Here is a 26701-nt window from a genome sequence, read left to right as displayed (position 1 = left end):
GGCCTACGCCTCCGCGGGGCGGCCCAGGGCACGCACCGAGGTGACGCGGTGGCGGGCGATCGCCGCGACCGTCAGCAGCAGGCCGAACAGCAGCCAGAGCACGAGGCCGACGACCGCGCCGCCGACGCCTCCGGTGCTCTCCACCACGCCCGACAGCGCGTTCTGCGCGGCCGACAGCGGCAGGAACCCGAGGGCGTCCTCGAACACTCCGGGCACCGTCGAGATGATGCCTGCGCCCAGCCCGATGACCGCGGCGAGCATCGCGAGGAAGCGCCCCACTCCGCCCAGCAGCGCGACGAGGCCCTGGTTGACGGAGGCGAACGACGCGCCCACCAGCATCGACAGCAGGGCGAAGCCGACGAACGAGCCGGCGTCGAGATCGGCGACGAACTGCATGACGATCGCGACGGCGAGGCCCTGCACGAGCCCGATCCCGAGCGCCGGGGCGTAGGAGGAGAGGGCGAGCGCCGCGGAGGACCGGGTCGAGGTCAGTGCGCGGTGCGAGAACGCGGCGAGCACCAGGAACGACGCCAGCGCGCCGAGCCAGAGGGCGATCGTGGTGAAGAACGGCACCGAGGACGCCCCGAACAGCGACGTGGAGCTGCTCGCGTTCTCGACGGGATCCGCGACCACGTCGGCCAGGTTCTGCGACTCCGCCTCGGTGTAGGTCGGCAGCTGCGCGACGGCCGAGTCCAGGCCGGTGGCCAGGGTCCGCGTGCCGTCGGCGAGCTGCAGGGCTCCGTCCGAGACTCCGACGGCGCCCTCGGCGAGCTGATCGGCTCCGTCGGCGGCCGAGGAGGCGCCGGTGGCGAGCTCGGCGGCTCCGTCGGCGGCCGAGGTCGCGCCGGTCGCCAGCTGGGCGGCTCCGGTCGCGGCGGCCGTGGCTCCGGTCGAGAGCTGGGTCGCTCCGGCGGCGGTCTGGTCGGCTCCGTCGGCGAGCTGTCCGAGGCCGGTCGAGAGCGAGGTCACCCCGGTCGCGACCTGGCGGGCGCCGCCCGCGGCCTGCTGCGTGCCCGCGACGAGTGAGGGCACCTCGGGGGTGCCGACGCGGATCCCCGCATCGAGCGCCTGCGTCGCTCCCGCCGCCGTCGCGGTCAGTGCGACCGGACCGTCGGCGGCGGTGAGGGCGTTCGCGACGATGCCGCTCGCGGCCAGGCACTGCGGGTCGGCGCAGCCCTCGAGGGCCTGCTGCAGCGCCGCGAAGGTTCCCGCGGTCGACTGCGCGGCGCCGCCCGAGAGCTGCGCGATCTGCTGGGTGCTCTCGCCGATCGTGACGGTGCTCGCGCTCAACTGGTCGAGCCCGTCGGCGACCGCGGTCGCTCCGGTGCCCAGCTGCGCGGCGCCCGTCGCCGAGTCGCGCGCGCCGGTGGCGAGCTGCGCGACTCCGCCCGACAGCGCGGACGCGCCGGTGCCGAGCTGCGCCACTCCGCCCGACAGGTCGGTCGCCCCGGTACCCAGCTGCGCCACTCCGTCGGACAGCGCCGATGCGCCGGTCGACAGCTCGTCGATGCCGTCGGCCAGCGAGCTGGTGCCGTCGGCGAGCGTCGAGGCGCCCGTGCCGAGCTCGGTCGCTCCGTCGGCGAGCGTGCCCGCGCCCTCGGCCGCCTGCCCGATCTGCTCGTTCAGCGTGTTGAAGCCGACGTAGACGTTCTCGAGGTACGCGGTGGTGAGCTGCGTGTTCAGGAGGGACGTGGCGGTGCTCGTGACGGTCGCCGAGATCGCGTCGTCGACGAGCTTCGCCTTGTCGCTCGTGGCGATGTCGATGGTGGCCTTGGTCGCCGCCGCCGCGTCGCCCGCGTAGGAGGTCGCCGCCGCCGAGAAGTTCGAGGGGATGGTGACGACAGTGGCGTAGGAGCCGTCGGCGAGTCCCTCCGCGGCGTCGTCCTTGTCGGTGAGGACCCAGGTGAAGTTCGAGGTCGAGTCCGAGCCCGAGACGTTCGGCGCGGGAGTGGCGGACGCGGAGGGCGCGGGCGTGGACTCCTCCGTGCCCCCCGTCACGAGGCCGGCCGCGAGCTGGCGCCCGAGCGGCACGGTCTGCCCGTTGAGGTCGACCGGGGTGTCCTCGTTGACGACCGCGGCCGTCACCTGGTCGAGGCGCTGGGTCGGGTCCCACAGCGCCCAGACGAGCAGCCCGCCGATGGCGAGGGGGACCAGGACGATCCCGAGGAGGGTGAACCAGGACACCTTCTTGGCGCCGCGGGGGCGCTCGAGGGAGAAGAGAGCCATCTGTCAGAGGACCTTTGCGATCGCGCGGCCGGCGGCCGCAGTCGAGACCGCGCGCACGTCGCGGTCGGAGGGGAGGAGGTCGTCGAGCGCGTCGGGCTCGACGGCGGAGGCGACGACGGTGAACGGGCGCTCGTGCTCGAGCGCGTGCGCCCGGGCGCCGTCGAGCTCGGCCCGCAGGTCGTCGCGCAGCTGCGGATCGGTGACCGTGTCGACGTCGTCGAGCACGAGGAGCGCCGGGTGCGTCGAGAGCGCCGCGCGCACCTCCTCGATCGGATCGGCGGCTCCGGCCAGGCGCACGAGCCCGACCCGGCCGCGCACCGCGGAGGAGCGGATCGGCACCACGAGCCCGTCGACCTTGAGGCGACCGGAGTCGGGGGCCAGCCGGCCCGCCAGCGTCAGCAGCAGGGCGGTGCGTCCCGAGCGGTGCGGTCCGTGCACGACGAGCGCGGCTCCGGCCGGCAGCCGCACGGCGACGTCGCGGTAGAGCGGGCCGTCGGGTCCGTCGAGCGAGAGGCCGTCCGCGGCGATCGCGTCGGTCGCTCCGGGCTCGGGCCAGTCGGCGAGCGCGAGCTCCTTCGTCAGGCCCTCGCCCTCCACGTCGAAGGAGGGGAGGATCCGGTCGAGCCAGCGCGGCATGTGCCACGCGCGGTCGCCGAGCAGGTGCAGGACCGCCGGGACCAGCGTCATCCGCACGATGAACGCGTCGACGAACACGCCCACGGCGAGGCCCAGCGCGATCGGCTTGATGTTCGTGTCGCCCTCGGGCACGAACGCCGCGAAGACCGAGAACATGATGACCGCGGCCGCCGTGACGACCTTCGCCGAGCCGACGAAGCCCGACTCGACCGCGGCGCGCGCGGACCGTCCGTGGACGTAGTCCTCGCGCATCCGCGAGACGAGGAACACCTCGTAGTCCATGGCGAGGCCGAACAGCACGCCCATCAGGATGATCGGCATGAAGCTGATGATCGGGCCCGTCTTGTCGACGTGCAGGGCGTCGGCGAACCAGCCCCACTCGAAGACCGCGGCGACGGCGCCGAACGACGCGCCGACCGACAGCAGGTAGCCCAGCGTCGCCTTCAGCGGCACCCACAGCGAGCGGAACACCATGGTCAGCAGGACCAGGGAGAGGCCGACGACCAGGATGCCGAACGGCAGCAGGGCGTTCGCGAGCGTGTCCGAGATGTCGATGCCGACCGCCGTCTGGCCGGTCACTGCGAGGTCGACGCCGTACTCCTCCTGGAAGTAGTCGTGCTTGTCGCGGATCTCGGCGACCAGCGCCTTGGTCGCCTCCGAGTCCGGTCCGCCCTCGGGGATCACCTGGATGATGCCGGTGTCGGCGGTCTCGTTGGGGGTGGCCAGCGGCACGGAGGCGACGCCGTCGAGTCCCTCGATCTCGGTCTTGAGGTCGGCCATGAGACCCAGCGGGTCGGTCGAGCCGATGATGGTGCCCGTCACGATGAGGGGGCCGTTGTAGCCGGCGCCGAAGTTCTCGGCGAGCAGGTCGTAGGTGTCGCGGGCGGGTGTGCCCTCGGCCTGGTAGCCGGCGTCGGGCAGCGCGAGGCGCAGGCTCAGCGCCGGGATGCTCGCGACTCCGAGCACGCCGATCACGGCGATGATCGTGACGATCGGGAACCGGGTGACGGCGCGGACCCAGCCGCGGAAGAAGCCTCGCGGCACCTCGGCGTGGACGTGGGTGCCCGGAGAGGCGGGGAGCGAGTCGGGCTCGACCTCGGGGTCGGCGTGGGCTCCGGCGACCTGCTTCGCGGCCGCCGCCTTCTTCTTCGCGCGGCGCTCCTTCGGGCGCAGGCGCTCGCCGGCGAACCCGAGCAGCGCCGGAGTGAGGGTGAGCGCGATGACCACCGCGATCGCGACTCCGCCCGCCGCGGCGACGCCCATGGTCGTCAGGAACGGGATGTTCGCGACCGACAGGCCGACCAGCGCGATGATCACCGTGAGGCCGGCGAAGACCACCGCGGAGCCGGCGGTCGCGACCGAGCGGGCGGTCGACTCCTCCGGGTGCATGCCCTGCTTCAGCTGGTCCTGGTGGCGGCTGATGATGAAGAGGGCGTAGTCGATGCCGACCGCGAGCCCGAGCATCAGGGCGAGCAGCGGAGTCGTCGACGAGATCGACGCGAAGCGGGTCGCGACGAAGATGGCCGACATCGAGAGCGCGACGCCGAGGAGAGCGGTGACGAGCGGCATGCCGGCGGCCAGGAACGAGCCGAAGGTCAGCACCAGGACCACGAGCGCGACGATCAGGCCGATCGCCTCGGTGATCGTCACTCCGGGCAGGTTCTGCGAGAAGAGGTCGCCGCCGAGCGAGACGACGGAGCCGGCGGGCAGCGCGTCCTCGAGGGTCGTCGCCTCGGCCTGGAGGGCGTCGCGGGACTCCTCGGAGGTGGTGGTCGCGGAGCCCTCCATCTGCGCGGTGATGACGAGGGCGTTCCCCTCGTCCGAGATCGTGCCCTCGACGGTGTCGGAGTAGGGATCGGTGACCGCGGCCACGCCCTCGACGTCGGTGAGCGCGGCGACGGCGTCGCCGACGGGCCCGGTGATGTCCGCGTCCTCGACGCTGCCGCCGTCCGGAGCGACGACGACGTAGCGAGCGGACGTGCCGCTGACCTGCGGGAACGTGCGCTCGAGCTGGTCGAGCGCGGTCTGCGACTCGGTGCCCGGGATCGAGAAGCTGTTGTCGGTGCCCTGGTTCAGCAGCACGGCGCCGCCTCCCGCGAGCACGACGACGGCCAGCCAGAGGACGGCGACGAGACGGTGGGCCTGGTAGACCCATCGCCCGAGTCGGTAGAGCAGCGACGACACGCGGTCTCCTGATGATCGAGGGGAGGAGGACGATACGACGGTGTACCCGATACACGAATGTATCCGATACAGGAACGTATCCGATACAGTGATTCCGCTCAACGCCCCGTGACAGCTCTCGGAGAGGATCCAGGAATGACCGTGGTCGACGCTCCCGAGCAGTCCTCCCGCCGCAGCCGCACCCGCGAGCGGCTCCTCGACGCGGCCTACGACGTCTTCGCCGAGACCGGCGTGCACTCGGCCTCGGTCGAGCAGGTGTCGGAGCGGGCCGGCTTCACCCGCGGGGCCTTCTACTCGAACTTCACCAGCAAGGAGGAGCTGTTCTTCGCCCTGATGGAGCGCGAGAACGGCGCCCGCCTCGCCGGGCTCGTCGAGCAGATGGGCCGCACGCTGCCCAAGCTCGCCGGCACCGCGGAGCCGCTGACCGCCGAGGCGCTCGGCGCGGTGGTGCTCGACTTCCTGCACGGCCCCTTCGACGACGACCGCCGCTGGTGCCTGGTGCAGGCCGAGTTCGAGCTGCTGGCTCTGCGCGACCCGGCGATCGCGCCGCGCTACAGCGGGTTCCGGGCGCGCTTCGACGCCTCCCTCGTCGACATCATCGGCTCGGCGCTGCAGCAGGTCGGCCGGACGTTCGCGCTGGAGCCGACCGTCGCGGTCCGTCTCGTGCTGGCGAGCTACGAGGGCGCGGTGAAGCAGTCCCTCCTCGACGGCGACTCCGACGACCAGAGCCTCGAGCGGCTGCGCTCGTCCCTCACAGGAGTCGTGATCGCGGTCTCGGCCCCGGTCTGAGCCCGCGGTCCCCGCCGGCCCCCGCGCGCGGCGAAGATGGACCCATGGAACTGCGTCAGCTCGAACACTTCCTCGCCGTGGCGAAGGAGCAGCACTTCACCCGCGCCGCGAGCGCGCTGCAGATCTCGCAGTCGGGCCTGTCGGCCTCCATCCGCGCGCTCGAGAGCGAGCTCGGCAGTCCGCTGTTCACCCGCAGCACCCGGCGCGTGGAGCTGACGCCCGCCGGCCGGGCGATGCTCGAGGAGTCGGAGCGGTCGGTGGCGAGCGCCCTCGCCGCGCGCGACGCGGTGCGGGCGGTGCAGGGCGTGCTGCGCGGGAGCCTCGCGGTCGGCACGGAGGAGTGCCTGGGCGGCGTGCACCTGCCGCGCGAGCTCGCGACGTTCCGCGGCGAGCATCCGGGAGTCGCGCTGCGGCTGACGCACGACGGGTCCGGCGCGCTGCTCGACGCGGTGGCCGCCGGCCGTCTCGATCTCGCGCTGGTCGCCGACATCGGAGCGACGCCCGCGGGCGTGCGGACCCTGCCGCTCGCGAGCGAGGGCTTCGCGGTCCTGGCGCACCCCGATCATCCGCTCGCCGACCGCGCGGTGTGCCGCGTGCACGATCTCGTCGGCGAGACGATCGTGGGGCTGCAGGGGCACTGGGGCGCGAGCCACCTGGCCGCGCAGGCGTTCGCCGAGCACGGTCTGGCGTTCGAGATCGAGCTCGAGGTGAACGACGTGCACACGCTGCTCGACCTGGTCGGCTACGGCATGGGCGTCGCGGTGGTGCCGGCGCACTTCGCCGAGAAGCGGCCCGAGGCGCTGACCGCGGTGCCGCTCGAGGATCCGCTGCTCGTCTGGCGCACGATGGTGGCGGTTCCGGAACGGCCGACCGCGGCGGCCCGCGCCTTCGTGTCGGCGCTGCCGTCACCGTCCGCGGTGTCGCAGAACCTCAGCTGAGAGGGGGGTCTGACGGCTGACAGCCGCCCGACCCCCCTCGGCACTGATGTTGCGTCGGCTCCCTGCTTGTCGAGTAGCCCCGAAGGGGCGTATCGAGACCCGCGCGTCCGGCGGTGGGGGATCTCGATACGCCCGCTGCGCGGGCTACTCGATCAGCGGGGAGTTGCTGCTGGTCGAGTAGCCCCGGAGGGGCGTATCGAGACCCGCCACTCACTCGAGCGAGGCGAGCTCCTCCGGGGTCAGCTCCAGGTCGGCCGCCGTGGCCGAGTCGCGGATGCTCTCGGGACGCGACGAGCCCGGGATCGGCAGCACGATCGGCGCCTTCGCCAGTTCCCACGCCAGGCAGACCACCTGTGGCGAGACTCCGTGCGCCTCGGCGACGGTCGCGAACGCCGAGTAGCGCGAGCCCAGCTCGGCCGCCGACGAGATGCCGCCGAGCGGGCTCCACGGCAGGAACGCGATTCCCAGCTCCGCGCAGAGCTCGAGCTCCGGCTCGCTGGAGCGGAACGACGGCGAGAACTGGTTCTGCACCGAGACGAGGCGCCCGCCGAGGATCCCGTGCGCCTCCCGGATCTGCGCCGGGTCGGCGTTCGAGATGCCGGCGCGCACGATGACGCCCTCGTCGAGCAGCTCGACGAGCGCTCCGATCGAGTCCGCGTACGGCACCGACGGGTCGGGCCGGTGGTACTGGTACAGCCCGATCGCCTCGACTCCGAGGCGCTGCGCGGACGCGCGCGCCGCCTCCTTCAGGTGCTCGGGACGCCCGTCCTGCGTCCACACGCCGGGCTCGGGGCGCAGGTGCCCGCCCTTCGTGGCGACGAGCACTCCGGAGGTGTCGCCGCCGTAGCCGCGCAGCGCCTCGGCGATCAGCAGCTCGTTGTGTCCGAGGTCGTCCTCGCCGCCCAGGTGGTAGGCGTCGGCGGTGTCGATCAGGGTGACGCCGGCGTCGAGCGCCGCGTGGATCGTGGCGATCGACCGGTCGCGGTCGGGGCGGCCCTCGATCGACATCGGCATGCCGCCGAGGCCGATCGCGCCGACGGTGATGTCGCCGAGTGCGCGCTGCTTCATGAGTCCTCTTCGTTCGTGGGGAGTGGGTGGGTGAGTGGCGGCGTCACCAGGCGTAGTCCTCGGGCGCCGTGCGGTGCCCGGGGAAGATCTCGTCGAGGCGCGCCAGGTCGTCGGAGTCGAGCGCCACGTCGACCGACGCGACCGCGCTCTCGAGCTGCTCCATGGTCCGCGGGCCCGTGATCGGCCCGGTGACGCCGGGCTGGTGCAGGAGCCACGCGAGCGCGAGCTCTCCGGGCGCGACGCCGCGCTCGCGGGCGAACGCCTCGTACTGCTCGAGCGCCGGGCGGTTCTTCTCGATCGCCTCGGCGGAGCGGCCCGCGTTGCGGCGGCTGCCCGACTCCGTCTTCTCGATCACTCCGCCCAGCAGCCCGCCCTGCAGCGGCGACCACGGGATCACGCCGAGCCCGTAGTGGAGCGCGGCCGGCAGCACCTCGCGCTCGATGTCGCGGGTGAGCAGGTTGTAGATCGACTGCTCCGAGGCGAGGCCGGTGAAGTGCCGCGATCGGGCCGCCTCCTGCGCCTGCGCGATGTGCCAGCCGGCGAAGTTGCTCGAGCCGACGTAGAGGACCTTGCCCTGCTGCACGGCGACGTCCATCGCCTGCCAGATCTCGTCCCACGGCGTCGAGCGGTCGACGTGGTGGAACTGGTAGAGGTCGATGTGGTCGGTCTGCAGGCGGCGCAGGCTGTCGTCGAGAGCGCGGCGGATGCTGAGGGCCGACAGGCGTCCGCCGTTGGGCCAGGAGTCGCGGCCGCGCTCGGCGCCGGGCGCCGCGTACTGCTCCATGTCGCCGTAGACCTTGGTCGCCAGCACGGTGCGCTCGCGGCGCTCGCCGCCCTGCGCGAACCAGCGGCCGACGATCTCCTCAGTGCCGCCGCGGTTCCCGTCGCCGCCGTAGACGTTGGCGGTGTCGAAGAAGTTGACGCCCAGCTCCTGCGCCCGGTCCATGATCGCGAACGAGTCGGGCTCGCTGGTCTCGGGTCCGAAGTTCATGGTGCCGAGGACGGCGCGGGAGACGGACAGGCCGGTGCGGCCGAGATTCGTGTACTGCATGCTCCCATCCCACGCCGCCCGGGCCCGCGTGTCCAACAGGGGCTCGTCATGGCATTCAGCGGCTGCGGAGGTCAATCGAGAGGGCGAGCGGGAGACCGGCGTCAGGTCACCAGATCGAGCTCGATGAGCCACGCCGTGGCGATCGGACCGAAGGCATCGCGATCGCCCTCCGGCAGGGCAGGCCGTACTCGTCTCCCCAGAGCCTCCACGACTCCCAGCAGCGTCGAGCCGTCGGCCGAGTGACCGTCGAGAACGATCTCGGCCACGTCCACCCGCCACTCCGCGAGAGTCGTCTCGTCAGCCACAGCGGGTGCGTCGACGCTCCAGAGGCGGGCGGCGACGCCCGCCGCTTCCGTCAGGCGGCGCAACCCCGTCATGGTGATGTTCAGATCCGCGGCCGTCTTCTCGTCGGCCGCGACTGCGGCGAGGGCGAGCGGAGTCATGAAGCCGGCTCGGCGGCAGGCCGCGCGGTGCGGGGCGAACAGCTCCAGGTCCCACAGCCCGACGGGCGACCTGCTGCCCACCATCCTGGCTACGGCTGCCCGGCCCCGATTCCGCACGACGTCGGGATCTCGACGGATCCATCGGCGCAGCTCCAGCAGAGTCAGCGCGGGCCGGACGAGGAACTCAGCGAGCGCGTCGTCGCCTGTCTGCAGCGCCACGAGGGCTGAGTTGTAAGCGCCGTGCGGATCGAGGCGAGAGTAGAGTCCCGCGGTGTCGCCGGGACCGGGCAGAGGTTCCTCCCCTACGCCCTCGTACTCGGTCTCGACTGCCGTCGTGAGGACCGCGTACCGCTGCCGAGTCGCGAGCAGGAGCGGATCCTGCTCGGTGAGGCGGTCCAACCGCTCCGTCTGCGCGAGCAGCTCCGACATCTGGGCGTGGCGCTGCGCGAGGTCATGGGGACGGAGGGTGTCGCTCGCGGCGGCGTGCAGGTTCACGAGTACGGCGAAGTACGTGATCATCACTCGTTGCGCCAGAAGGGTGTGGCCGTCCTCACGGAGACGGTCGGCAGTCGCAGCGAGACTGTCTCGATAGGCCCTCAGCTCGGCCGCGTCCGTCGCGCCCCGATGCAGCAGGTTCTGCAACGCGACGTCCGCGGCTCGATTCCCCGGGTCGATCTTCAGGGCGCGGCCGAGCAGGAGCTCCGCGGTCCGGTGGTCGTCGGCGAAGGTGGTCGTCGCGACGTACTGAAGGCCTACGCTCCGCCCGTCCGTGGCGCCGGCCAGACCCTCGAAGCCCGGGTGGGCGCGGCTGAGTGCGACGATCACGACGCCGGCGGCGAGTGGGCAGAGCATCGAGCGTTTCTGCTCGGTCTCGTCCGCGCCGTAGAGCGGCTCTGCGCCTGCGCCGGCCGACGTCGAGAGGACGGCCGTCTGCACGGTCCGTCCGTTCCGGCTGACGACGACTGCGGCCGTGTCGTCGTCCAGGTAGTCGAGCACGACCTTCCAGGGCGTGCTGCCGATGAGGGCGGCCAGGACCCCGAGGACGGCCTTGGCGAGGGCGTTCGCCGGAGCCGGAAGCAACATCGAGTCTCCGAGCGATGTCACATCGCTCCCTCGAGGGATCTCGACACCGGCAGGCGGACTGCCTCCCACTCGACCGAGGAGCGCGATCAACTGGGTCGTCCTCTGCTGGGATCGGTCGGCGTCCCCCTCCTTGTCGGTCGCCTGGAGGGAGACGCGGAGCCGGCCGAGGAGATGAAGGGCGGTGAGGACCGCAGCCACGGCGAGGAGCGCCGCCGGGGCGAGCCAGAACGCCGACGGCGCCTGGGTGATCGCCTCGCCGGCAGCGCCGCTCTCCTCGAGCCGCAGTCCGCGTCCGCGTTGACTGAGGAGACCGGCGAGCATGCCGAGGGCGAAGACGATGCTCCCGGTGGCACCCGCAGCGAGCGCCGCTTGCGAGCCGCGCCCGCTGCGACGGGACTGCGCCCAGGGAAGAGCGGTGAGCGCACGGACCGCGACGATGAAGACGAGCGCTGTCCACCCGAGCGCGATGAGCAGGCCCCCGAGAAGGGGCGCTATCCACTGCCCGACGACGGATTCCCAGGCGCGATCGGCATCGCCCGTCGGGCCCTGCGGCCCGGTCGTGTCGGCCATCAGGGCGGCTCTTCTCTCGTCGGCGCACAGCTGCGCCCCGTCGTCGCCTCGTGCCGTGCGCTCGGCGTCGATCAGAGCCAGTGCCGCGGTCGGCCGGTTCTGGTCGAGGAGGGTCGTCGCAGCGGTGCACACCGGGTCCACCGCGGTCACTGGCGGCTCGACGGACGGGATGGACGTCGAGGTGCGGGTCGTGGTGGTGGTCGTGCCCGGAGCGGGTGTCGTCACCGTCTCCTCGACGATGACCACCGGACCGCTCGAACCGGCGTCGGTCGCCACGGCGGAGGTGGCGGTGACGACGGCCCAGCTGGAGAGGAGGAGCGCGATCATCACCGCTCGCCTTCGAGCGCGGAAGCTCCCACCCGCTCGTGGACGGTTCGTCACGGTGTACGGATCGGCGTCCCCCTGGCCGATCGTCGAGCAGTGCGGATCCGGCATCATCGCCTTCTGCGGGACAGTGTGATCCTCAGCGTGCTGGGAGGCAATACTCGACCGTCGTGCAGTTCCCGGACGACCACTTCCCGTTGACGGCCGGTGCGGGGCGGCGCCGTCGGGCGGAGGCCGCGTTAGAGTCGCCGGGTGGCACGGCAGACGACGACCCAGCGAATCCTGATCGCCCTCTCCTCGACGCTCCTGCTGGCGGGCTGCACGTCGCCGGCCCCGAGCCCGAGCGCTCCGGCCGAGACGCCGGCCGCGACGACGGAGCCCGCCGCCGCTCCGCGTCCCGTGCCGAGCGAGGTGCTCGCGCCGGTTCCGCTGGCGGGCGCCTCCGGTTCCACGCCGTCGACGGGCTCCTGCGCCTCGGTTGCCGCCGCTCCCTCGGGCTCGATCGGCGACGTCGATCTCGAGTCCGTCCGCGACAGCGGTCCGACGACCGGCGCGACGGGCACCGTCACGACCGCGACCGACGGCAGCCCCGCCTCCTACCTCGTGGCCGGAGGCGACATCAGCGCCGAGATCGCCGAGCGGTTCTGCGTCAGCCCCGAGTTCCTCGACGCGCTCAACTCGGTGCGCCGCGACGGAGTGGGCATCGACTCGCTCTACGCCGGCGACACGCTCAACCTGAGCCCGTCGACCGTGCTGAGCGTCGGCGACCAGAACGGCCGCGTGCTCGACAACGACGCCCCGGACCCGCTGCCCGAGCAGGAGGACTGACCGCGCGTCAGGCCGCGACGAGTCCGACGAGCACCGCCGTCACCGCGACGGACGCCGCGAGCCCCACCCCGCGCCGGCCGGCCTTCTCGCCCTCGGCGAGCCAGGGCAGCGACTCCCAGCGCAGGGCGGCTCCGGCGACGGCGGCCGCGGTGACCGCGACCAGTGCGAACCACGGAGCGAGCGTCACGGCGGTCCAGTCGGCGAAGACCCGGACGAGCGCGAGCACGAGCACCGCGTCGACCAGGTGCGAGAGCAGGCGGAGGCGGTCGCCGGCGAGGAGCTTCGGGAACCGGCGCAGCGGCACCGCTGCCAGGGCGGTGCGTCCGACGACGTAGACGCCGATGACGAGTGCGACGAGCGTGGCGAGGATCACGACTGCTCCTCCAGGACGTGGGCGAGCAGGTCCAGGCCGACGTCGTCGACCGAGGTGGCGGTGCTGCCGCTGAGGAAGACGGCGACTCCGCGCTCGCGGTCCATCGCGAGCATCGTCGAGTAGCCGGACGTGCCTCCGTTGTGCCACGTCGTCAGGCCACCGCCGGCCGCCTCGGAGGTGAACCACGCGAGGCCGACGCGACCCGACCCGCCGGCGTCGTGCCGCGGTGCGAGCACCTCGTCGGCCGCGACTCCGAGCGCCGGATCGTCGGTGAGCAGCGCCTGCGCGTAGCGGGCCATGTCGGCCGCGGTCGAGCGCACGCCTCCCGCGGGGGCGTAGCCGCCCATCGCCCAGGCGTCGACGGAGCGGCCGCTCGCGGCGTACCCGGTCGGCGCGTCCGGCCCGAGGGCGTCGGCGGTCGTCGGGATGCGGCTGCCGGTCATGCCGAGCGGGGCGAAGACGCGCTCCTGCACGAGATCGGCGTAGTCGACCCCCTCCGCCCGGGCGAGGGTCTGGCCGAGCACCGCGGCGCCCAGGTTCGAGTAGAGGAACGGCTCGTCGATACGCGACGCGTCGGCCGCGTGGCGCAGGACGTCGTCGGCGGAGTAGCCCGCATAGGGATCGGTTCCGCGCAGCTGCGCGAGCAGCGACCGCCCGATCGTGCCGAGTCCGCTCGACAGCCGCGGCAGTCCGGAGGTGTGCGTCGCGAGCTCCTCGAGGGTGCCGCCGAAGTCACCGACGTCGGCGTGATCGGCGGCCCGATCCTCGAGCGCGACGGTGCCCGCCGCGGCGCTCTGCGCGAGCAGGAGCGCGGTGATCGTCTTGGTGACCGAGCCGATCTCGACCTCGGTCGTCTCGTCCGCGCCGAAGCCGGCGAAGCGCACGCCGTCCGGAGTGACGACCGCGGCGACGATCTCGTCGCGCACGCCGTCGCCGAGGTTGTCGCCGATCCAGCTCGCGAGCTCGGCGTCGCCGGTCGTCTCGGGGGAGAGGGACGGGGTCGGCGGGCGGAGGAGGACACCGGCGGCGAGGACCGCGACGGCGGCGGTGGCGGCGGCCACGAGACGGGTGCGGCGGGTCATCGGGGACCTCCGGAGGCGAGCAGGATCACGAGCAGCGGGACGAGGCGCTCCGGAGGGACGCCGTAGCGTCCGCGTCCGCGCGCCTCGAGCCAGCCGGCCGCGACGAGCTGGTTGACGTGGTGGTAGATCTGACCCGTCGTGCCGGCGCCCTCGCTCTCGGCGAGCTGCGCGACCGTCTCGACTCCGCCGGCGACGGCCTGGAGGAAGCGCAGGCGCACCGGACTGCCGAGGGCCGCGAGCGCGGCGGGGCCCGGGCTGGCGCCCCAGTCGCGCTCGAAGAACGCGTCGGTGGTGAGCCCGTACTGCCACTCGACGGGGCCTGCCGGAGTGCCGACCGTGCCCGCGAAGACGACGCCGCCGGGAGGAGGGAGCCGGTCGCGGAGGGCCGTGAGGGCCCAGAGCGGGTCGTCGTGCGGGGCGTCGGGCGCGGTGGCGACGACTCCGCCCGCTTCGAGCCGGTCGAGGCGCGCGCGGAGCTCGTCGAGCTCGGCGGCGAGGTCGCGAGAGGTCATACCTCCACTCTTACGACAATTCCGTAATAACGAAACCCTCGGATCCGCCTCTTCTCCAGAAGTTGTGGGAAGCGTGCGCGGTCACCGCAATTTCTGAGGAAGCGAGCAGGCGGGAGCCCGCGCGTCCCGCTGCGGCGCTCGAGTCCTCCGAAATCGTCGTACTCGAGCCCCGGTACGACGACTTCTGGACAGTGGACGGCGCGACGGCCACGGAGACGTGCCCACTCTCCAGAAGTTGCGGGAAGCGTGAGCAGTCACCGCGACTTCTGCGGAACCGAGCCCGCAGGAGCCCGCACGGCGATCCTCCCGAAGTCGGCGGAACCGCGCGCCGTCACCGCAACTTCTGCGGAACCGCGACGCCCCTCAGGCGAAGTGCTTCGGCAGCACCGCGCTGTTCACCGTGCGCAGCTCCGCGAGCGGCAGCGTGAACAGCCCCTGCACCTCGACGGCCGGAGTCGCCGCATCCGTCACGCCGATGCGCAGCACGGGGTACCCGCGCCCCTCGCAGAGCCCGCGGAACTTCACGTCGTCCTCGCGCGGCACCGACACCAGCACGCGGCCGGTCGACTCCGAGAAGAGGGCGGCCGTCGCGTCGACCCCGTCGCGCTCCATCAGCTCGTCGAGCCAGATCCGCACGCCGACGCCGAAGCGCAGCGCCGATTCGGCGACCGCGACGACGAGCCCGCCGTCGGCGAGGTCGTGGGCGGAGGCGATCAGCGACTCCCGCGCGCCCGCCGCGATCAGCTCGGCGAGGGCCTTCTCCTGGCCGAGGTCGAGCTCGGGCGGCAGGCCGCCGAGGTGGTCGTGCACGGTGCCGGCCCAGGCCGACCCGTCGAGCTCGTCGCGGGTCGTGCCCAGGAGGTAGACGTTGTCGCCCTCGTCCTGCCAGCCCGAGGGGATGCGGCGCGCGACGTCGTCGATCACGCCGAGCACGCCGACGACCGGGGTCGGGAAGATCGGCACGTCGCCGGTCTGGTTGTAGAACGAGACGTTGCCGCCCGTGACGGGGATCTCGAGCTCGAGGCAGGCGTCGGCGAGGGCGGTGACCGCCTCGCGGAACTGCCACATGACCTCGGGGTTCTCCGGGCTGCCGAAGTTGAGGCAGTCCGAGACGGCGACGGGGGAGGCGCCGGTGACGGCGACGTTGCGGTACGCCTCCGCCAGCGCGAGGCGGGCGCCCTGCGCCGGGTCGAGCTGGCACCAGCGGCCGTTGGCGTCGGTCGCGACGGCGAAGCCGAGACCCGACTCCTCGTCCACGCGGACCATGCCGCCGTCGTCGGGGTAGCTGAGGGCCGTGTTGCCGAGCACGTAGCGGTCGTACTGCGAGGTGATCCAGCTCTTGTCGGCGAGGTTCGCCGAGCCCAGCAGGGCGAGGGTCTCGGCGCGCAGGCCGTCGCCGGACGTCTTCCGCGGCAGGCGCGAGGACGAGTCGGCCTGCAGCGCGTCGAGCCAGGCCGGGTACTCGAGGGGGCGCTCGTAGACCGGTCCGTCGACCGCGACGGTCCGCGGGTCGACGTTGACGATCTCCTCGCCGTGCCAGTTGATGATCAGGCGGCCGGAGTCGGTGACCTCGCCGAGCACGCTGGTCTCGACGTCCCACTTGCCGACGACCTCGAGGAACGCGTCGAGCTTCTCGGGCGTCACGACCGCCATCATGCGCTCCTGCGACTCCGACATGAGGATCTCCTCGGCCGTGAGCGAGGGGTCGCGCAGCAGCACCGAGTCGAGCTCGATGAACATGCCGCCGTCGCCGTTGGAGGCGAGCTCGGAGGTCGCGCACGAGATGCCGGCCGCGCCGAGGTCCTGGATGCCCTCGACGAGGTCGCCGCGGAACAGCTCGAGGCAGCACTCGATGAGCACCTTCTCGGCGAACGGGTCGCCGACCTGGACGGCCGGGCGCTTGGTCGGTCCGCCGTCGGCGAAGGTGTCGGAGGCGAGGATCGACGCGCCGCCGATGCCGTCGCCGCCCGTGCGCGCCCCGAAGAGCACGACCTTGTTGCCGACTCCGCGGGCGTTCGCGAGGTGCAGGTCCTCGTGGCGCAGCACTCCGACCGCGAGGGCGTTCACGAGCGGGTTGCCCTGGTAGACGGAGTCGAAGTAGGTCTCGCCGCCGATGTTCGGCAGGCCGAGGCAGTTGCCGTAGAAGGAGATGCCGGCGACCACGCCGTGCACGACGCGCGCCGTGTCGGGGTCGTCGATCGCTCCGAAGCGCAGCGCGTCCATGACCGCGACGGGCCGCGCGCCCATCGAGATGATGTCGCGGACGATGCCGCCCACTCCGGTCGCCGCGCCCTGGAACGGCTCGATGTAGCTCGGGTGGTTGTGGCTCTCGATCTTGAACGTGACGGCCCAGCCCTCGCCGACGTCGACCACTCCGGCGTTCTCGCCCATGCCGACCATGAGGTTCTTCTTCATGGCGGGGGAGACCTTCTGCCCGAACTGGCGGAGGTACATCTTCGACGACTTGTAGGAGCAGTGCTCGCTCCACATGACCGAGTACATCGCCAGCTCGCCGCTCGTGGGGCGCCGACCGAGGATCTCGCGGATGCTCGCGTACTCGTCGGGCTTGAGGCCGAGGGCCGCGTACGGCTGCTCCTTCTCGGGAGTCGCCTCCGCGTTCGCGGTGGTGTCGGGGACGGCGATGCGGCTCTGTGCCATGTGCTCGAGGCTCCTGGAGAGGGGGCGGGGGATGCGGGTCGATCCTACCGGCCGCCGCCCGCGCGGCCCCGGCCGCGGGACGACACCGCGGGGGGCCTCCCGCGGCAGCACCGGGACCGCACTGAGCGCATAGGATCGCCGGATGAAATGGGCGGCTCTCCTCGTGACCGTCCTCTGGGGTCTCGTGCAGTGCTTCGGCAACCTGACCGCCGCGAACGTGAACTCGGACGAGCCCGTCTACCTCTCCGCAGGCTGGGACTACCTGCACGGCGACGTGAGCGCGAACCTCGAGCACCCGCCGACCGCCAAGTACGTGCTCGGCCTCGCGCAGCTCCTCCTGGGCGAGGGGCTGTTCGCCGGCCGCCTCGCCGCCGCGGCCGCGACGTTCCTCACCGGCGCGATCCTCTGGTTCTGGCTGAAGCGCGAGCTCGGCTTCGTGCTCGCCCTGATCCCGGCCGGTCTCTTCCTCCTGCTTCCCCGCTCGAGCGCGGGCGGCCCGGGGCGGATCGACCGGTTCGCGATCCTCGAGCCGTTCATGATCCTGTTCGCCGTCGCCGCGATGGCGGCCGCGTGGGCGTGGGCCCGGCGAGAGGGTGCGCGCGCCTGGCTGATGCCGCTCGCGGGCGCGCTCCTCGCCCTCTCGGTCACGTCGAAGCTCACGACGGCGGTCCTCGCGCCGGTCGTGCTGATCCCGCTGCTGATGGTCGGCCGGCGGAGTCGCCGGCGCGCGTGGATCGGCGCCGCGGGCTTCTCCGCTTTCCTCGTCGCCGCCGTGCTCGCCTACCTGCCCGTGCATCCGGTGCAGGCGATCCGGTACCTGGTCGAGTTCCAGTCCGAGCACAACGCCGACGGGCACCTGATCGACGTGGCCGGCGCCGCCTACGCCTTCCCGCCGTGGTGGGCGAACCTCTGGTTCACGGCGGTGGGCCTCGGAGTCCCGGCGCTCGCCGTGCTGATCGCCGGGGTGCTCCTCGCGCTGATCGCACCGCGGCAGCGCGCGCTCGTGCTCTACCTCGGCTCGGCGACGGCGCTGCTGCTCGTCTTCCACCTGGCGATCAGCTCGGTCGCGCTGCCGCACTACTACGCGGTCTGGGCGTGGCTGCTCTGCGCGCTCGCCGGAGTGGGCATCGCGGAGGCGCTGCGCGGGCGCGTCTCCCTGCCGCCCCGGATCGCCCGCGGGGTCGGGGCGGTCCTGCTGGCCGCCTCCGTCGTCATCGGGGCGACCTCGACGGTCGGGGTCCTGCAGGAGCGGCCGACCGGAGTGGCGCGCGTCGCCGACGCCCTCCGCGAGCGCGGTCTCGACGAGGGGCTGGTGCTCGTGCAGGGCATGTCCTCGGGCGTCTACGTCCCGTACCTCGGCGACCGGTACACGACCGATCCGGCGTCGGAGGGGATCGTCGCGATCGCGGTCCAGGAGTCGGCCCGCTTCCCGGTCGACCCCGCCGTGACGGCCTACCTCGAGGGCCCCGGCGCCTCGGACGAGGTGCTGCGGCTCGACGGACTGGACCTCGTGCTCACCCGCGGTCCCCTCGGCTGACTCTCAGCGCGAGACGCACGCTCCCGGATCGACGGCCGCGCTCAGCGACGGCGCCTGCGCCGCCACCGGCGACAGCACCGACAGCGGGATCGCGTAGCCCACGTTGTCCACCGACGCCGCCTTGCCGAACACGACCCCCGAGACCGTGCCCTCGAGCGAGAGCAGCGGGCCGCCGGAGTTGCCCTGGTTGACGACCGCCGCGAGCGTCAGCACCTCGCGCGAGGTGGGGGTGCCGTCGACCATCAGCGACACGGTGGCATCGGAGGAGACCTGCGCCGATCCGAGCGTCAGCGGCCCGCCGAAGGGGTAGCCCGCGACCACCGCGTCGTCGCCCGCGGCGACCGCGTCGTCGAGCGCGAGCGGAGCGGCGGACAGTCCGTCGACCGCGACGACCGCCAGATCGGCGGCGGTGTCGACGTAGACCACGCGGCCGGTGCGCGGCGGCTCGCCCGGTGCCTCGACGACGGGCTCCGACACTCCGGCGACGACGTGGGCGTTGGTGACGACGCGGTCGTCCGACACGACGAAGCCGCTGCCCGTCACTCCGACGTCGCAGGCCCAGGCCGTGCCCGAGACCCGCACGACGGAGTCGGCGGCGGTCGCCACCTCGGGGTCGTCGGTCGCGACGTCGGCGATGCTCGGCGCCTGCGTCGGGGCGTCGATCGCTTCGACGATCCACGACGTGCCCTCGTCGACGACCGTCGACTGGAGCTGCGCGAGGAAGCCGCGCACCGGATCCGGGGTCAGATCGTCGATGGTGCGGATGACGGTGGAACCCGCGACCGAGGTGGTCACGAGCGGCACGCCCAGGAGCGAGACGGCCGAGGTGATCGCGATCCAGACGAGACCCGAGATCGCGACGCCCGCGACTCCTCCGGCGAGCCGATCGAGCACGCCGAGCTTCACCTTGTCGGCCCCGCGGCCGAACGCGGCGCCGATGGAGGCGCCGATCGCGTAGCCGATGCCGAGGCAGAGCACCGCGGTGCCGATCACGGCCAGCAGGCGCCACTCGCTCCCCGCGGCCCAGGCCGAGACGGCGGGCACCGCGAAGGAGGCGCCGATCGCGCCGGCGACGATGCCCGCGAGTCCGCCGGCGGTGCGGAGGAACCCGCGGCGCAGGCCGTCGACCAGCGCGCCGATCAGGCTCAGCACGACGATGACGTCGACGATCACGGATGCACCCACGCGGACCTCCAGGTTGGGGGGTCCTCCAGCATGACCGACGCCGCATGCGGGGACGCCCGGAGGAGCCTGCGAGTCGCGAGGCCTGCAGAAGTAAGGCTCAGCGTTCCGACTGGGGCGAATGCCGCTGGAGCCCGGCTCTGAGCCTTATGTGTGCGGCTCCGAGCGCCCTACCGGATCAGAAGAACGAGATGCAGTACGGCTCCGCGACCGGTGCGAAGAAGCGGTCGACCCGCTCGCGGTCCTCCGGAGCCAGCACCACGGCGCCCGCGCGGGCGAGCGTCGACGGGCGTGCCGATCCGAGCAGCAGCGTGCCGAGGTCGGCGACGTCGAGCTCGAGCACCGCGGCCGCGTCGGTGCGCTCGACGCGCCCCTCCCCGCCGTCGACCGTGATCCGGTAGCCGCCGTCGACGAGCCCGAGGGCGTCCCTCACCGCGATCACCAGCTCGCCGTCGCTCGTCCACGGACGCGCGCCGAACGCCGCCGCGACATCGAGGACTCGGGTCCAGATCAGGTCGGAGACCGTGGTCACCTGCACCACGCGCGCGTCGCGCAGCGCCCAGGTGAGCGGGTCGTCGAGCGGAGCCATGTCCCACGTGACGGTCGACGCGAGGTCGACGGCGCCGAGGAAGCCCCAGAGGCCGAGGTACGCGTCCTCCGTCGCGGCGACGAGGTCGACGACCGCGAGGGTGCGGTCGTCGTCGTCCGGCCCGGTGGCGCGGTAGGTGACGTATCCGTCGAGCACGCCCTCGGAGTCCAGGTGCACGGCCGAGCGGACGGAGGGTCCCGACACGGTCTCGCCCGTCTCCATGCCGACCGCGTTGCCCGCGGCCCGCGACTGGCGCGTGATGGACCCCGGGGTGCGCGCGTGGAACGCCGCGAAGACCTCCTCGACCCGCGACTGCAGCCACGGGGTCGAGACGACCTCGACGCGTCCGGCCGGCTCGACCTGCAGGGCGAAGCGCGGACCGGTGTCGACGCGGATCGAGCGGGTGAAGGCGGAGCGGCCGAAGCCGAAGCGGCGGTAGATGGAGGCCTCGCTGGCGGTCAGCAGCGCGACGGCGGCGCCGGCCTCGCGGGCGCGGTCGAGGTCGTCGGTGATCATGGCGCGCAGGATCCCGCGGCGCCGGTGGGTGGCCCGCACGGTCACCTGCGAGACGAGGTGCGCGTCGAGGGTCCTGCCGCGGCCGACCTGCAGCGTGCCGGGGAAAGCGGCGTACGTGGCGACGGGGACCGCCGCGCCGTCCAGGCCCTCGGGGGCGTCGGAGTCGTGCACCGCGGTCAGGAAGCGCTGGTCGGCGACCATGTGCTCGGCCCAGTCGCGCCACTGCTCGGCCGAGTACTCCTTCTCGTGGAACCCCGCGTTGATCGCGGTGCCCCAGGCGCGGGTGGCGGCGTCGGGACCGCCCTCGGCGGTCAGTGCGGCGGGGAAGTGGCGGAAGTCGAGACCGGGGAGGGACATCCGACCAGCCTATTCACCGGCCCGTGCTCGCGGGGGCCGCACCTCACAGCACGCCCCAGCGCTTCTCCAGCGCCGCGTCCACCGCGACCGCGAGCTCCTCGACCCGCGCCGACGGGTCCGACGCCCGGAGTCGCTCCGCGAGGGCCGCGATCGCCGCGCGCCGCCGGGGCAGCGTCGCCGTGAACGCGCAGTCCCGCAGCACCAGCAGCAGCGCCTCCGCCGGCGCCTCCACGCGGGACAGCACGGTCAGTCGCCGCTCGAACGGCGACTCCGGAGCGATCACCCGCAGGAACCCCTCCGGATCCTGGTACGCCGCCGGCGGGTCCGGCACCCGGGCGAGCAGCGCCAGTGCCGACGCCAGCCCGTCCAGGTCCGCCGCCGCCGCGAGCGCGTCCAGCCGCGAGTCCACATCCGCCCCCGGCCCCGCCCCGAGCACGACCGCGGCGAGCGCCTGCGCGTCGATCCGCCGCTCCTGGGCCTCGTCGGGCACCGTCTCATCGGCCGACCACCACGAGAGCAGCGGAGTCGCGGCCACCGCGAAAGAGCCTGCCCGCCGCTCCAGCGCTACGAACAGGTCCTCCCGCGCCGCGAGCGCGACGAGCGCGTCGACGTCGATCGCGAGCACCGTCCCCGAGGTCTCGGGCAGCACGAGATGCCGACCCGACGGAGGAGTGAGCTCGGCGCGGGTCCGCGCGCCCGGCCCGCGCGTGCTCGCCTGCAGGATCGCGTCCTCGAGAGTCGGCTCCGCGCGTCGTCGTCCGCTTCCCAGCACCATGCCGTCACGCTACCGTCGCGGCATGACCCGCTACCTGGCGCTGCTGCGCGGAGTGAACGTCAACGGACGCACGGTCCGCAGCGCCGACCTCGCGGCGGTCGTCGAGAGCATCGGCGGCGCGGGAGTCCGCACGGTCCTCGCGAGCGGCAACGCGGCCTTCGACTCCGACCGCGACCCCGCCGAGCTGAAGCCCGCCCTCGAGGCCGCGCTGGAGGAGCGCTTCGGCTACGACGCCTGGATCGTCCTCGTCGAGCAGGAGGCGCTCGCCGCGGTCGCCCGCGCGTACCCGTTCGAGCGGATCGACGACGTCGCGCATCCGTACGTCGTCTTCGGCTCGAGCGACGCCGCACTCGACGACGCCCTCGCCGCGATCGGCACGAACGACGTCGACCTCCTGCAGAGGGGCGCGGGAGTCCTCTACTGGCGCTGCCCGCGCGGGTCGTCCACGGACACTCCGGCGGCGAAGGTCCTGGCCCGCGCCGCCTACCGCGCCACCACGACCACCCGGAACCTCCGCACGGTCGAGAAGCTCGCCGCAGCCTGAAGAATCCCTCACATATTGGTTAGGCTATCCTTACTCTCGGTCCACTCGACCGACACTCCTGGAACCGCCTTCCGAAAGGGAACGATGCCCCGCGTCACCAAGCCGCTCGCACTGCTCGCGACCGCACTGCTCACCGCCGGTCTCGCCGGCTGCTCGTCCGCCGCGACCGGATCGGAGGGGGCGGACAGCGATTTCACCCCCATCACCATCGAGCACGCGCTGGGCACGACGACCATCGAGTCCCAGCCCGAGCGCGTCGCGACCGTCAACTGGGCGAACCACGAGGTCCCGCTCGCGCTGGGCGTCGTCCCCGTGGGCATGGCCGCCGCCAACTTCGGCGACGACGACGGCGACGGACTCCTGCCCTGGGTCTCCGCGAAGCTCGAGGAGCTCGGCGGCGAGACCCCCGTCCTCTTCGACGAGACCGACGGCATCGACTTCGAGGCCGTCGCCGACACGCAGCCCGACGTGATCCTCGCCGCCTACTCCGGCCTGACGCAGGAGGACTACGACACCCTGAGCGAGATCGCTCCCGTCGTCGCCTACCCCGACACCGCGTGGGGCACCTCCTGGCGCGACACCATCACCTTCAACAGCGAGGCCATGGGCATGGCCGCCGAGGGCGAGGAGCTCGTCACCGAGCTCGAGGGCGAGATCCAGGAGGCGGCCGCCGCCTACCCGCAGCTCGAGGGCACCTCCGCCATGTTCCTCACCCATGTCGACCCGACCGACCTCAGCCAGGTCAGCTTCTACACGACGCACGACACCCGTCCGGCCTTCTTCGCCGACCTCGGCCTGACCACCCCCGGCAGCATCGAGACCGCCTCGGCGACCACCGACGCGTTCTCGCTCACGCAGAGCGCCGAGCAGGCCGACGCGTTCGACGACGTCGACGTGATCGTGACCTACGGCGACGACGAGCTCGTGAACACGCTCAAGGCCGACCCGCTGCTCTCGCAGATCCCGGCCGTCGCGAACGACGCCATCGTCCGCCTCCCGTCCACCCCGCTGGGCACCGCCGCGAACCCGACCCCGCTGTCGATCTCGTACGTCCTCGACGACTACCTGGGCCTCCTGGCCGAGGCCGCCGACAAGGCGAAGTGACCCTCACCGCCCCGCCTGCCGCCGCGGGCGTCGCCGCTGTGCGACGTCCGCGGCGTCTGCGTGCGCTCTGGCTGCTCGTCGCGGTCGCAGTACTCGTCGGCGTGGGCGTGCTCTCGGTCATGATCGGCTCGCGCGAGGTCGCCTGGAGCGATGTGGTCGCGGCCTTCGGAGGCTCGACCGACGGCTTCGGGCAGGCCGCGGTCGCCAAGCGCCTCCCGCGCACGGTCCTCGCGATGACCGCCGGCGCCGCCCTCGGGGTGGCCGGCGTGCTGATGCAGGGCGTCACCCGCAATCCGCTCGCCGATCCGGGGATCCTCGGAGTGAACACCGGGGCCTCGCTCGCCGTCGTCACCGGCATCGTCTTCTTCGGTCTCAGCACCGCCACCGGCTTCATCTGGGTCGCGATCGGAGGCGCCGCCGTCGCGGCCGTCTTCGTCTACGTCGTCGGATCCCTCGGCCGCGGGGGAGCGACTCCGCTCAAGCTCGCGCTCGCCGGCGCCGCCACCTCGGCCGCCCTCGTCTCGGTGATCAGCGCGATCGTCCTGCCCCGCGCCGACCTCTCGGGCGGCATCCGCTCGTGGCAGATCGGCGGAGTGGGCGGCGGCACCTTCGCGAGCATCGGCCAGGTCCTGCCGTTCCTCGCGGTCGGCTTCGCGATCTGCGTGCTCTCGGCCAAGAGCCTCAACACCCTGGCGCTCGGCGACGAGCTCGCCGCGGGTCTCGGCGAGCGCGTCGCCGTCGCCCGGGGCGCCGCGGCACTGGGCGCGGTGGTCCTCTGCGGAGCGACGACCGCGATCACCGGACCGATCGGCTTCGTCGGACTCGTCGTCCCGCACGCCTGCCGCCTGATCGTCGGAGTCGACCACCGCTGGCTGCTGCCGTTCTCGGCCGTCGCCGGCGCGATCCTCCTCACCGGCGCCGATGTCGTGGGTCGCATCGTCGCGCGCCCCAGCGAGATCGACGTCGGCATCATCACCGCGCTGATCGGCGCTCCCGTCTTCATCGCGATCGTCCGCCGCCAGAAGGTGCGCGAGCTGTGACCGGGGTGCTCGAGCGGAGCCACTCCGCCACCGCCGTCGCGGTCGCCGCCGGTCGTCGCCGTCGAGGCGCCCGCCGCCGCTCGGTCGTCGCGGTGCTCGCCGTCGCGGTCGTCGTCGCCTTCGCGCTCTCGCTCGTCTACGGCCAGACCGTCTACACCCCCGACGAGGTGCTCCGGGTGATCCTCGGCGAGCAGGTGCCGGGCGCCTCCTTCACCGTCGGCCGCCTCCGCCTCCCGCGCGCCGTGCTCGCGGTGCTCGTGGGCCTCTGCTTCGGCCTCGGCGGCGTCAGCTTCCAGACCATGCTGCGGAACCCGCTCGCGAGCCCCGACATCATCGGCATCAGCGCGGGCGCCTCCGCCGCCGCGGCCTTCGCCATCGTGACGCTGTCGCTCGGATCCACGCAGGTCTCGATCCTCGCGATCACCGCCGGTCTGGCGGTCGCCCTGGTGGTCTACGCCCTCGCCTACCGCAGCGGAGTCGCGGGCACGCGGCTGATCCTCATCGGCATCGGCGTCGCCGCCATGCTCGACAGCGTCACCGCGTACATCCTGTCCCGCGCCGCCGCCTTCGACTTCCAGGAGGCGAGCCGCTGGCTCACCGGCAGCCTGAACGGGGCGCGCTGGGAGGAGGTCGTCCCGGTCCTCGTGGCCGTCGTCGTGCTGACCCCGGTTCTGCTGCTCAGCTCCCGCGACCTCGCCGGCACGCAGCTCGGCGACGACACCGCCTCGGCCCTCGGCATCCGGGTGAACCGCACGCGCCTCGTCGTGATCGTCGCGGCCGTCGGCCTCATCGCGTTCGCCACGGCCGCCGCCGGACCGATCGCCTTCGTCGCGTTCCTGTCCGGACCCATCGCGGCGCGCCTCATCGGCCCGGGCGCCTCCCTCCTGGTGCCGTCGGCCCTCGTCGGCGCGCTGCTCGTGCTCGTCGCCGACCTCGTCGGGCAGTACGCGCTGGGGCTGCGCTACCCGGTCGGAGTCGTGACCGGGGTCCTCGGCGCCCCCTACCTGATCTACCTCATCATCCGCAGCAACCGATCGGGAGGGTCCCTGTGACCGCCGAGCACACCCTCACCGTCGAGAGCCTCACCCTCGGCTACGGCGACCGCACCGTCGTCGACGGCCTCGACCTCGTCGTCCCGCCCGGCCGGATCACCGCGATCGTCGGCGCGAACGCCTGCGGCAAGTCGACCCTCCTGCGCTCGATGTCGCGCCTGCTCGCCCCGCGCGCCGGCACCGTCCTGCTCGACGGCAAGGCCGTGCACCGGATGCCCGCGAAGCAGCTGGCGCGCACGCTCGGCCTCCTCCCGCAGTCGCCGATCGCTCCGGAGGGGATCACCGTCGCCGATCTCGTCGGCCGCGGACGCCATCCGCACCAGGGCATCCTGAGCCGCTGGAACGCGCACGACGACGAGGCTGTGGCGACGGCGCTGGACGCCACCGACACCGCCGCCCTCGCCGACCGCGCGGTCGACGAGCTCTCGGGCGGGCAGCGCCAGCGCGTCTGGATCGCCATGGCCCTCGCGCAGGAGACCGATCTGCTGCTGCTGGACGAGCCGACCACGTTCCTCGACGTCAGCCACCAGGTCGAGGTGCTCGATCTCCTCGTCGATCTCAACCGCTCGCGCGGCACGACCGTCGTGATGGTGCTGCACGACCTCAACCTCGCGGCCCGCTACGCCGACCACCTCGTCGCCCTGGCCGACGGCACCGTGCACGCCGCCGGCACCCCCGCCGCGGTGCTCACCGAGGACGTGGTCCGCGCGGTCTTCGGTCTCGACAGCCGCATCATCACCGACCCCACCTCCGGTACGCCGCTGATGCTCCCGCTCGGACGTCACCGGCTCGCTCCGCCCGTCGAGGACGCCTCCGCGCCGCAGAACTGAGGCTCACAGGCGGCGATCACCGGGGCTACCGCCCCGCCTCGACTCTGCGGATGTCGGCTCGCACCGCGGGCGGCCGCGCCTCAGCGGGCGGTCGTCCATCGGGTTCGACGACCTCCCTCCACAGCGCCGGCGATCCGAGACCCTCCACCACTTCCATCCCACCCTGACACTCGACGTCAAGGGAGGGCTGGAATAGGGTGATGACCAAGCCGCAGAAGTACCGGGACGTCGCGAGGTTCCTCCGCTCGCGCGGCTGGCAGCGCACTCGCCAGAGGGGAGCCACGAGGTGTGGAGTCGGACCGGCGGAGGAACGACGTTCACGCTCGCTCAGCACCGGGGCGAGGTCTCGCCCGGCCTGATCCGGCAGCTGCAGGCGGCCTTCGACGACACCCCGAGCGAATGGAACTGAG

At 72.9% G+C, this 26701-nt stretch carries 22 protein-coding genes; 10 read left to right on the top strand and 12 right to left on the bottom strand.

All coding sequences use genetic code 11. The annotated features are described in order from the left end of the window. Positions 1-3: 3 nt before the first annotated feature. Positions 4-2226, bottom strand: coding sequence for a YhgE/Pip domain-containing protein (locus C1I63_RS03685; protein WP_107573816.1), 2223 nt, complete (start codon positions 2224-2226; stop codon positions 4-6). 3 nt (positions 2227-2229) lie between these two features. Then, positions 2230-5046, bottom strand: a complete 2817-nt coding sequence (locus tag C1I63_RS03680) for an MMPL family transporter (RefSeq protein WP_107573815.1) — start codon at positions 5044-5046, stop codon at positions 2230-2232. Positions 5047-5181: 135 nt separating this feature from the next. Between C1I63_RS03680 and C1I63_RS03675 the strand changes: the two genes are divergently transcribed. Further along, positions 5182-5835, top strand: coding sequence for a TetR/AcrR family transcriptional regulator (locus C1I63_RS03675; protein WP_055794258.1), 654 nt, complete (start codon positions 5182-5184; stop codon positions 5833-5835). Positions 5836-5879: 44 nt separating this feature from the next. Then, positions 5880-6773: a LysR family transcriptional regulator gene (locus C1I63_RS03670; RefSeq protein WP_107573814.1), complete on the top strand. Its 894-nt coding sequence runs from the start codon at positions 5880-5882 to the stop codon at positions 6771-6773. A 210-nt stretch (positions 6774-6983) separates the two neighbouring features. On the opposite strand, the gene C1I63_RS03665 is transcribed toward C1I63_RS03670, so the two are convergent. The 3 genes from C1I63_RS03665 to C1I63_RS03655 form a co-directional block, all read right to left on the bottom strand. Then, positions 6984-7841, bottom strand: coding sequence for an aldo/keto reductase (locus C1I63_RS03665; RefSeq protein WP_107573813.1), 858 nt, complete (start codon positions 7839-7841; stop codon positions 6984-6986). Between the two features lie 43 nt (positions 7842-7884). Then, entirely contained in the window at positions 7885-8892 is a 1008-nt protein-coding gene (locus C1I63_RS03660) for an aldo/keto reductase (protein WP_107573812.1), read from the bottom strand. A gap of 101 nt (positions 8893-8993) precedes the next feature. Continuing rightward, complete coding sequence (locus tag C1I63_RS03655; RefSeq protein WP_107573811.1) at positions 8994-11315, bottom strand: hypothetical protein; 2322 nt, start codon at positions 11313-11315, stop codon at positions 8994-8996. Positions 11316-11564: 249 nt separating this feature from the next. Here C1I63_RS03655 and C1I63_RS03650 point away from each other — a divergent pair, with 249 nt between their 5' ends. Continuing rightward, positions 11565-12140 carry a hypothetical protein gene (locus C1I63_RS03650; RefSeq protein WP_107573810.1) on the top strand — a complete coding sequence of 192 codons (576 nt, stop codon included), beginning with the start codon at positions 11565-11567 and terminating at the stop codon, positions 12138-12140. A 7-nt stretch (positions 12141-12147) separates the two neighbouring features. Here C1I63_RS03650 and C1I63_RS03645 read toward each other — a convergent pair whose 3' ends face one another. From C1I63_RS03645 to purL, 4 genes are all read right to left on the bottom strand, one after another. Next, positions 12148-12513, bottom strand: a complete 366-nt coding sequence (locus tag C1I63_RS03645) for a hypothetical protein (RefSeq protein WP_107573809.1) — start codon at positions 12511-12513, stop codon at positions 12148-12150. Next, positions 12510-13595: a serine hydrolase domain-containing protein gene (locus C1I63_RS03640; protein ID WP_107573808.1), complete on the bottom strand. Its 1086-nt coding sequence runs from the start codon at positions 13593-13595 to the stop codon at positions 12510-12512. Before C1I63_RS03640 ends, C1I63_RS03645 begins: the two co-directional genes overlap by 4 nt. Continuing rightward, the gene (locus C1I63_RS03635; RefSeq protein ID WP_107573807.1) at positions 13592-14107 is read right to left on the bottom strand and encodes a winged helix-turn-helix domain-containing protein; all 516 of its coding nucleotides are present in this window, start codon (positions 14105-14107) and stop codon (positions 13592-13594) included. Before C1I63_RS03635 ends, C1I63_RS03640 begins: the two co-directional genes overlap by 4 nt. A gap of 363 nt (positions 14108-14470) precedes the next feature. Further along, the gene (gene purL / locus C1I63_RS03630) at positions 14471-16765 is read right to left on the bottom strand and encodes a phosphoribosylformylglycinamidine synthase subunit PurL (RefSeq protein ID WP_107573806.1); all 2295 of its coding nucleotides are present in this window, start codon (positions 16763-16765) and stop codon (positions 14471-14473) included. Between the two features lie 142 nt (positions 16766-16907). On the opposite strand from purL, the gene C1I63_RS03625 reads away from it, so the two are divergent. Continuing rightward, complete coding sequence (locus C1I63_RS03625; RefSeq protein ID WP_107573805.1) at positions 16908-18302, top strand: ArnT family glycosyltransferase; 1395 nt, start codon at positions 16908-16910, stop codon at positions 18300-18302. A gap of 3 nt (positions 18303-18305) precedes the next feature. Here C1I63_RS03625 and C1I63_RS03620 read toward each other — a convergent pair whose 3' ends face one another. From C1I63_RS03620 to C1I63_RS03610, 3 genes are all read right to left on the bottom strand, one after another. Then, on the bottom strand, positions 18306-19487 hold the full coding sequence (locus C1I63_RS03620) for a MarP family serine protease (RefSeq protein WP_055794279.1): 1182 nt from the start codon (positions 19485-19487) through the stop codon (positions 18306-18308). Between the two features lie 175 nt (positions 19488-19662). Next, positions 19663-20946, bottom strand: coding sequence for a GNAT family N-acetyltransferase (locus C1I63_RS03615; RefSeq protein WP_107573804.1), 1284 nt, complete (start codon positions 20944-20946; stop codon positions 19663-19665). Positions 20947-20989: 43 nt separating this feature from the next. Beyond that, positions 20990-21721, bottom strand: coding sequence for a DUF2254 family protein (locus C1I63_RS03610; RefSeq protein WP_107573803.1), 732 nt, complete (start codon positions 21719-21721; stop codon positions 20990-20992). A 22-nt stretch (positions 21722-21743) separates the two neighbouring features. On the opposite strand from C1I63_RS03610, the gene C1I63_RS03605 reads away from it, so the two are divergent. From C1I63_RS03605 to C1I63_RS20255, 6 genes are all read left to right on the top strand, one after another. After that, on the top strand, positions 21744-22265 hold the full coding sequence (locus C1I63_RS03605) for a DUF1697 domain-containing protein (protein WP_107573802.1): 522 nt from the start codon (positions 21744-21746) through the stop codon (positions 22263-22265). Between the two features lie 84 nt (positions 22266-22349). Then, positions 22350-23369, top strand: coding sequence for an iron-siderophore ABC transporter substrate-binding protein (locus C1I63_RS03600; RefSeq protein WP_055794287.1), 1020 nt, complete (start codon positions 22350-22352; stop codon positions 23367-23369). Continuing rightward, positions 23366-24409, top strand: a complete 1044-nt coding sequence (locus C1I63_RS03595; protein WP_107573801.1) for a FecCD family ABC transporter permease — start codon at positions 23366-23368, stop codon at positions 24407-24409. Before C1I63_RS03600 ends, C1I63_RS03595 begins: the two co-directional genes overlap by 4 nt. Further along, positions 24406-25461 carry a FecCD family ABC transporter permease gene (locus C1I63_RS03590; RefSeq protein ID WP_211315560.1) on the top strand — a complete coding sequence of 352 codons (1056 nt, stop codon included), beginning with the start codon at positions 24406-24408 and terminating at the stop codon, positions 25459-25461. The genes C1I63_RS03595 and C1I63_RS03590 overlap by 4 nt, the downstream gene beginning before the upstream one ends. Beyond that, on the top strand, positions 25458-26291 hold the full coding sequence (locus tag C1I63_RS03585) for an ABC transporter ATP-binding protein (protein ID WP_107573800.1): 834 nt from the start codon (positions 25458-25460) through the stop codon (positions 26289-26291). Before C1I63_RS03590 ends, C1I63_RS03585 begins: the two co-directional genes overlap by 4 nt. A 286-nt stretch (positions 26292-26577) precedes the next feature. Continuing rightward, positions 26578-26700: a hypothetical protein gene (locus tag C1I63_RS20255; protein ID WP_280523109.1), complete on the top strand. Its 123-nt coding sequence runs from the start codon at positions 26578-26580 to the stop codon at positions 26698-26700. Position 26701: the final 1 nt, after the last annotated feature.

Origin of the sequence: Rathayibacter caricis DSM 15933, from assembly GCF_003044275.1 — a bacterium.
Classification (GTDB): domain Bacteria; phylum Actinomycetota; class Actinomycetes; order Actinomycetales; family Microbacteriaceae; genus Rathayibacter; species Rathayibacter caricis.
The sequence above is the reverse complement of the archived record's forward strand: the minus strand, read 5'-3'. Positions and strand labels throughout refer to the sequence as shown.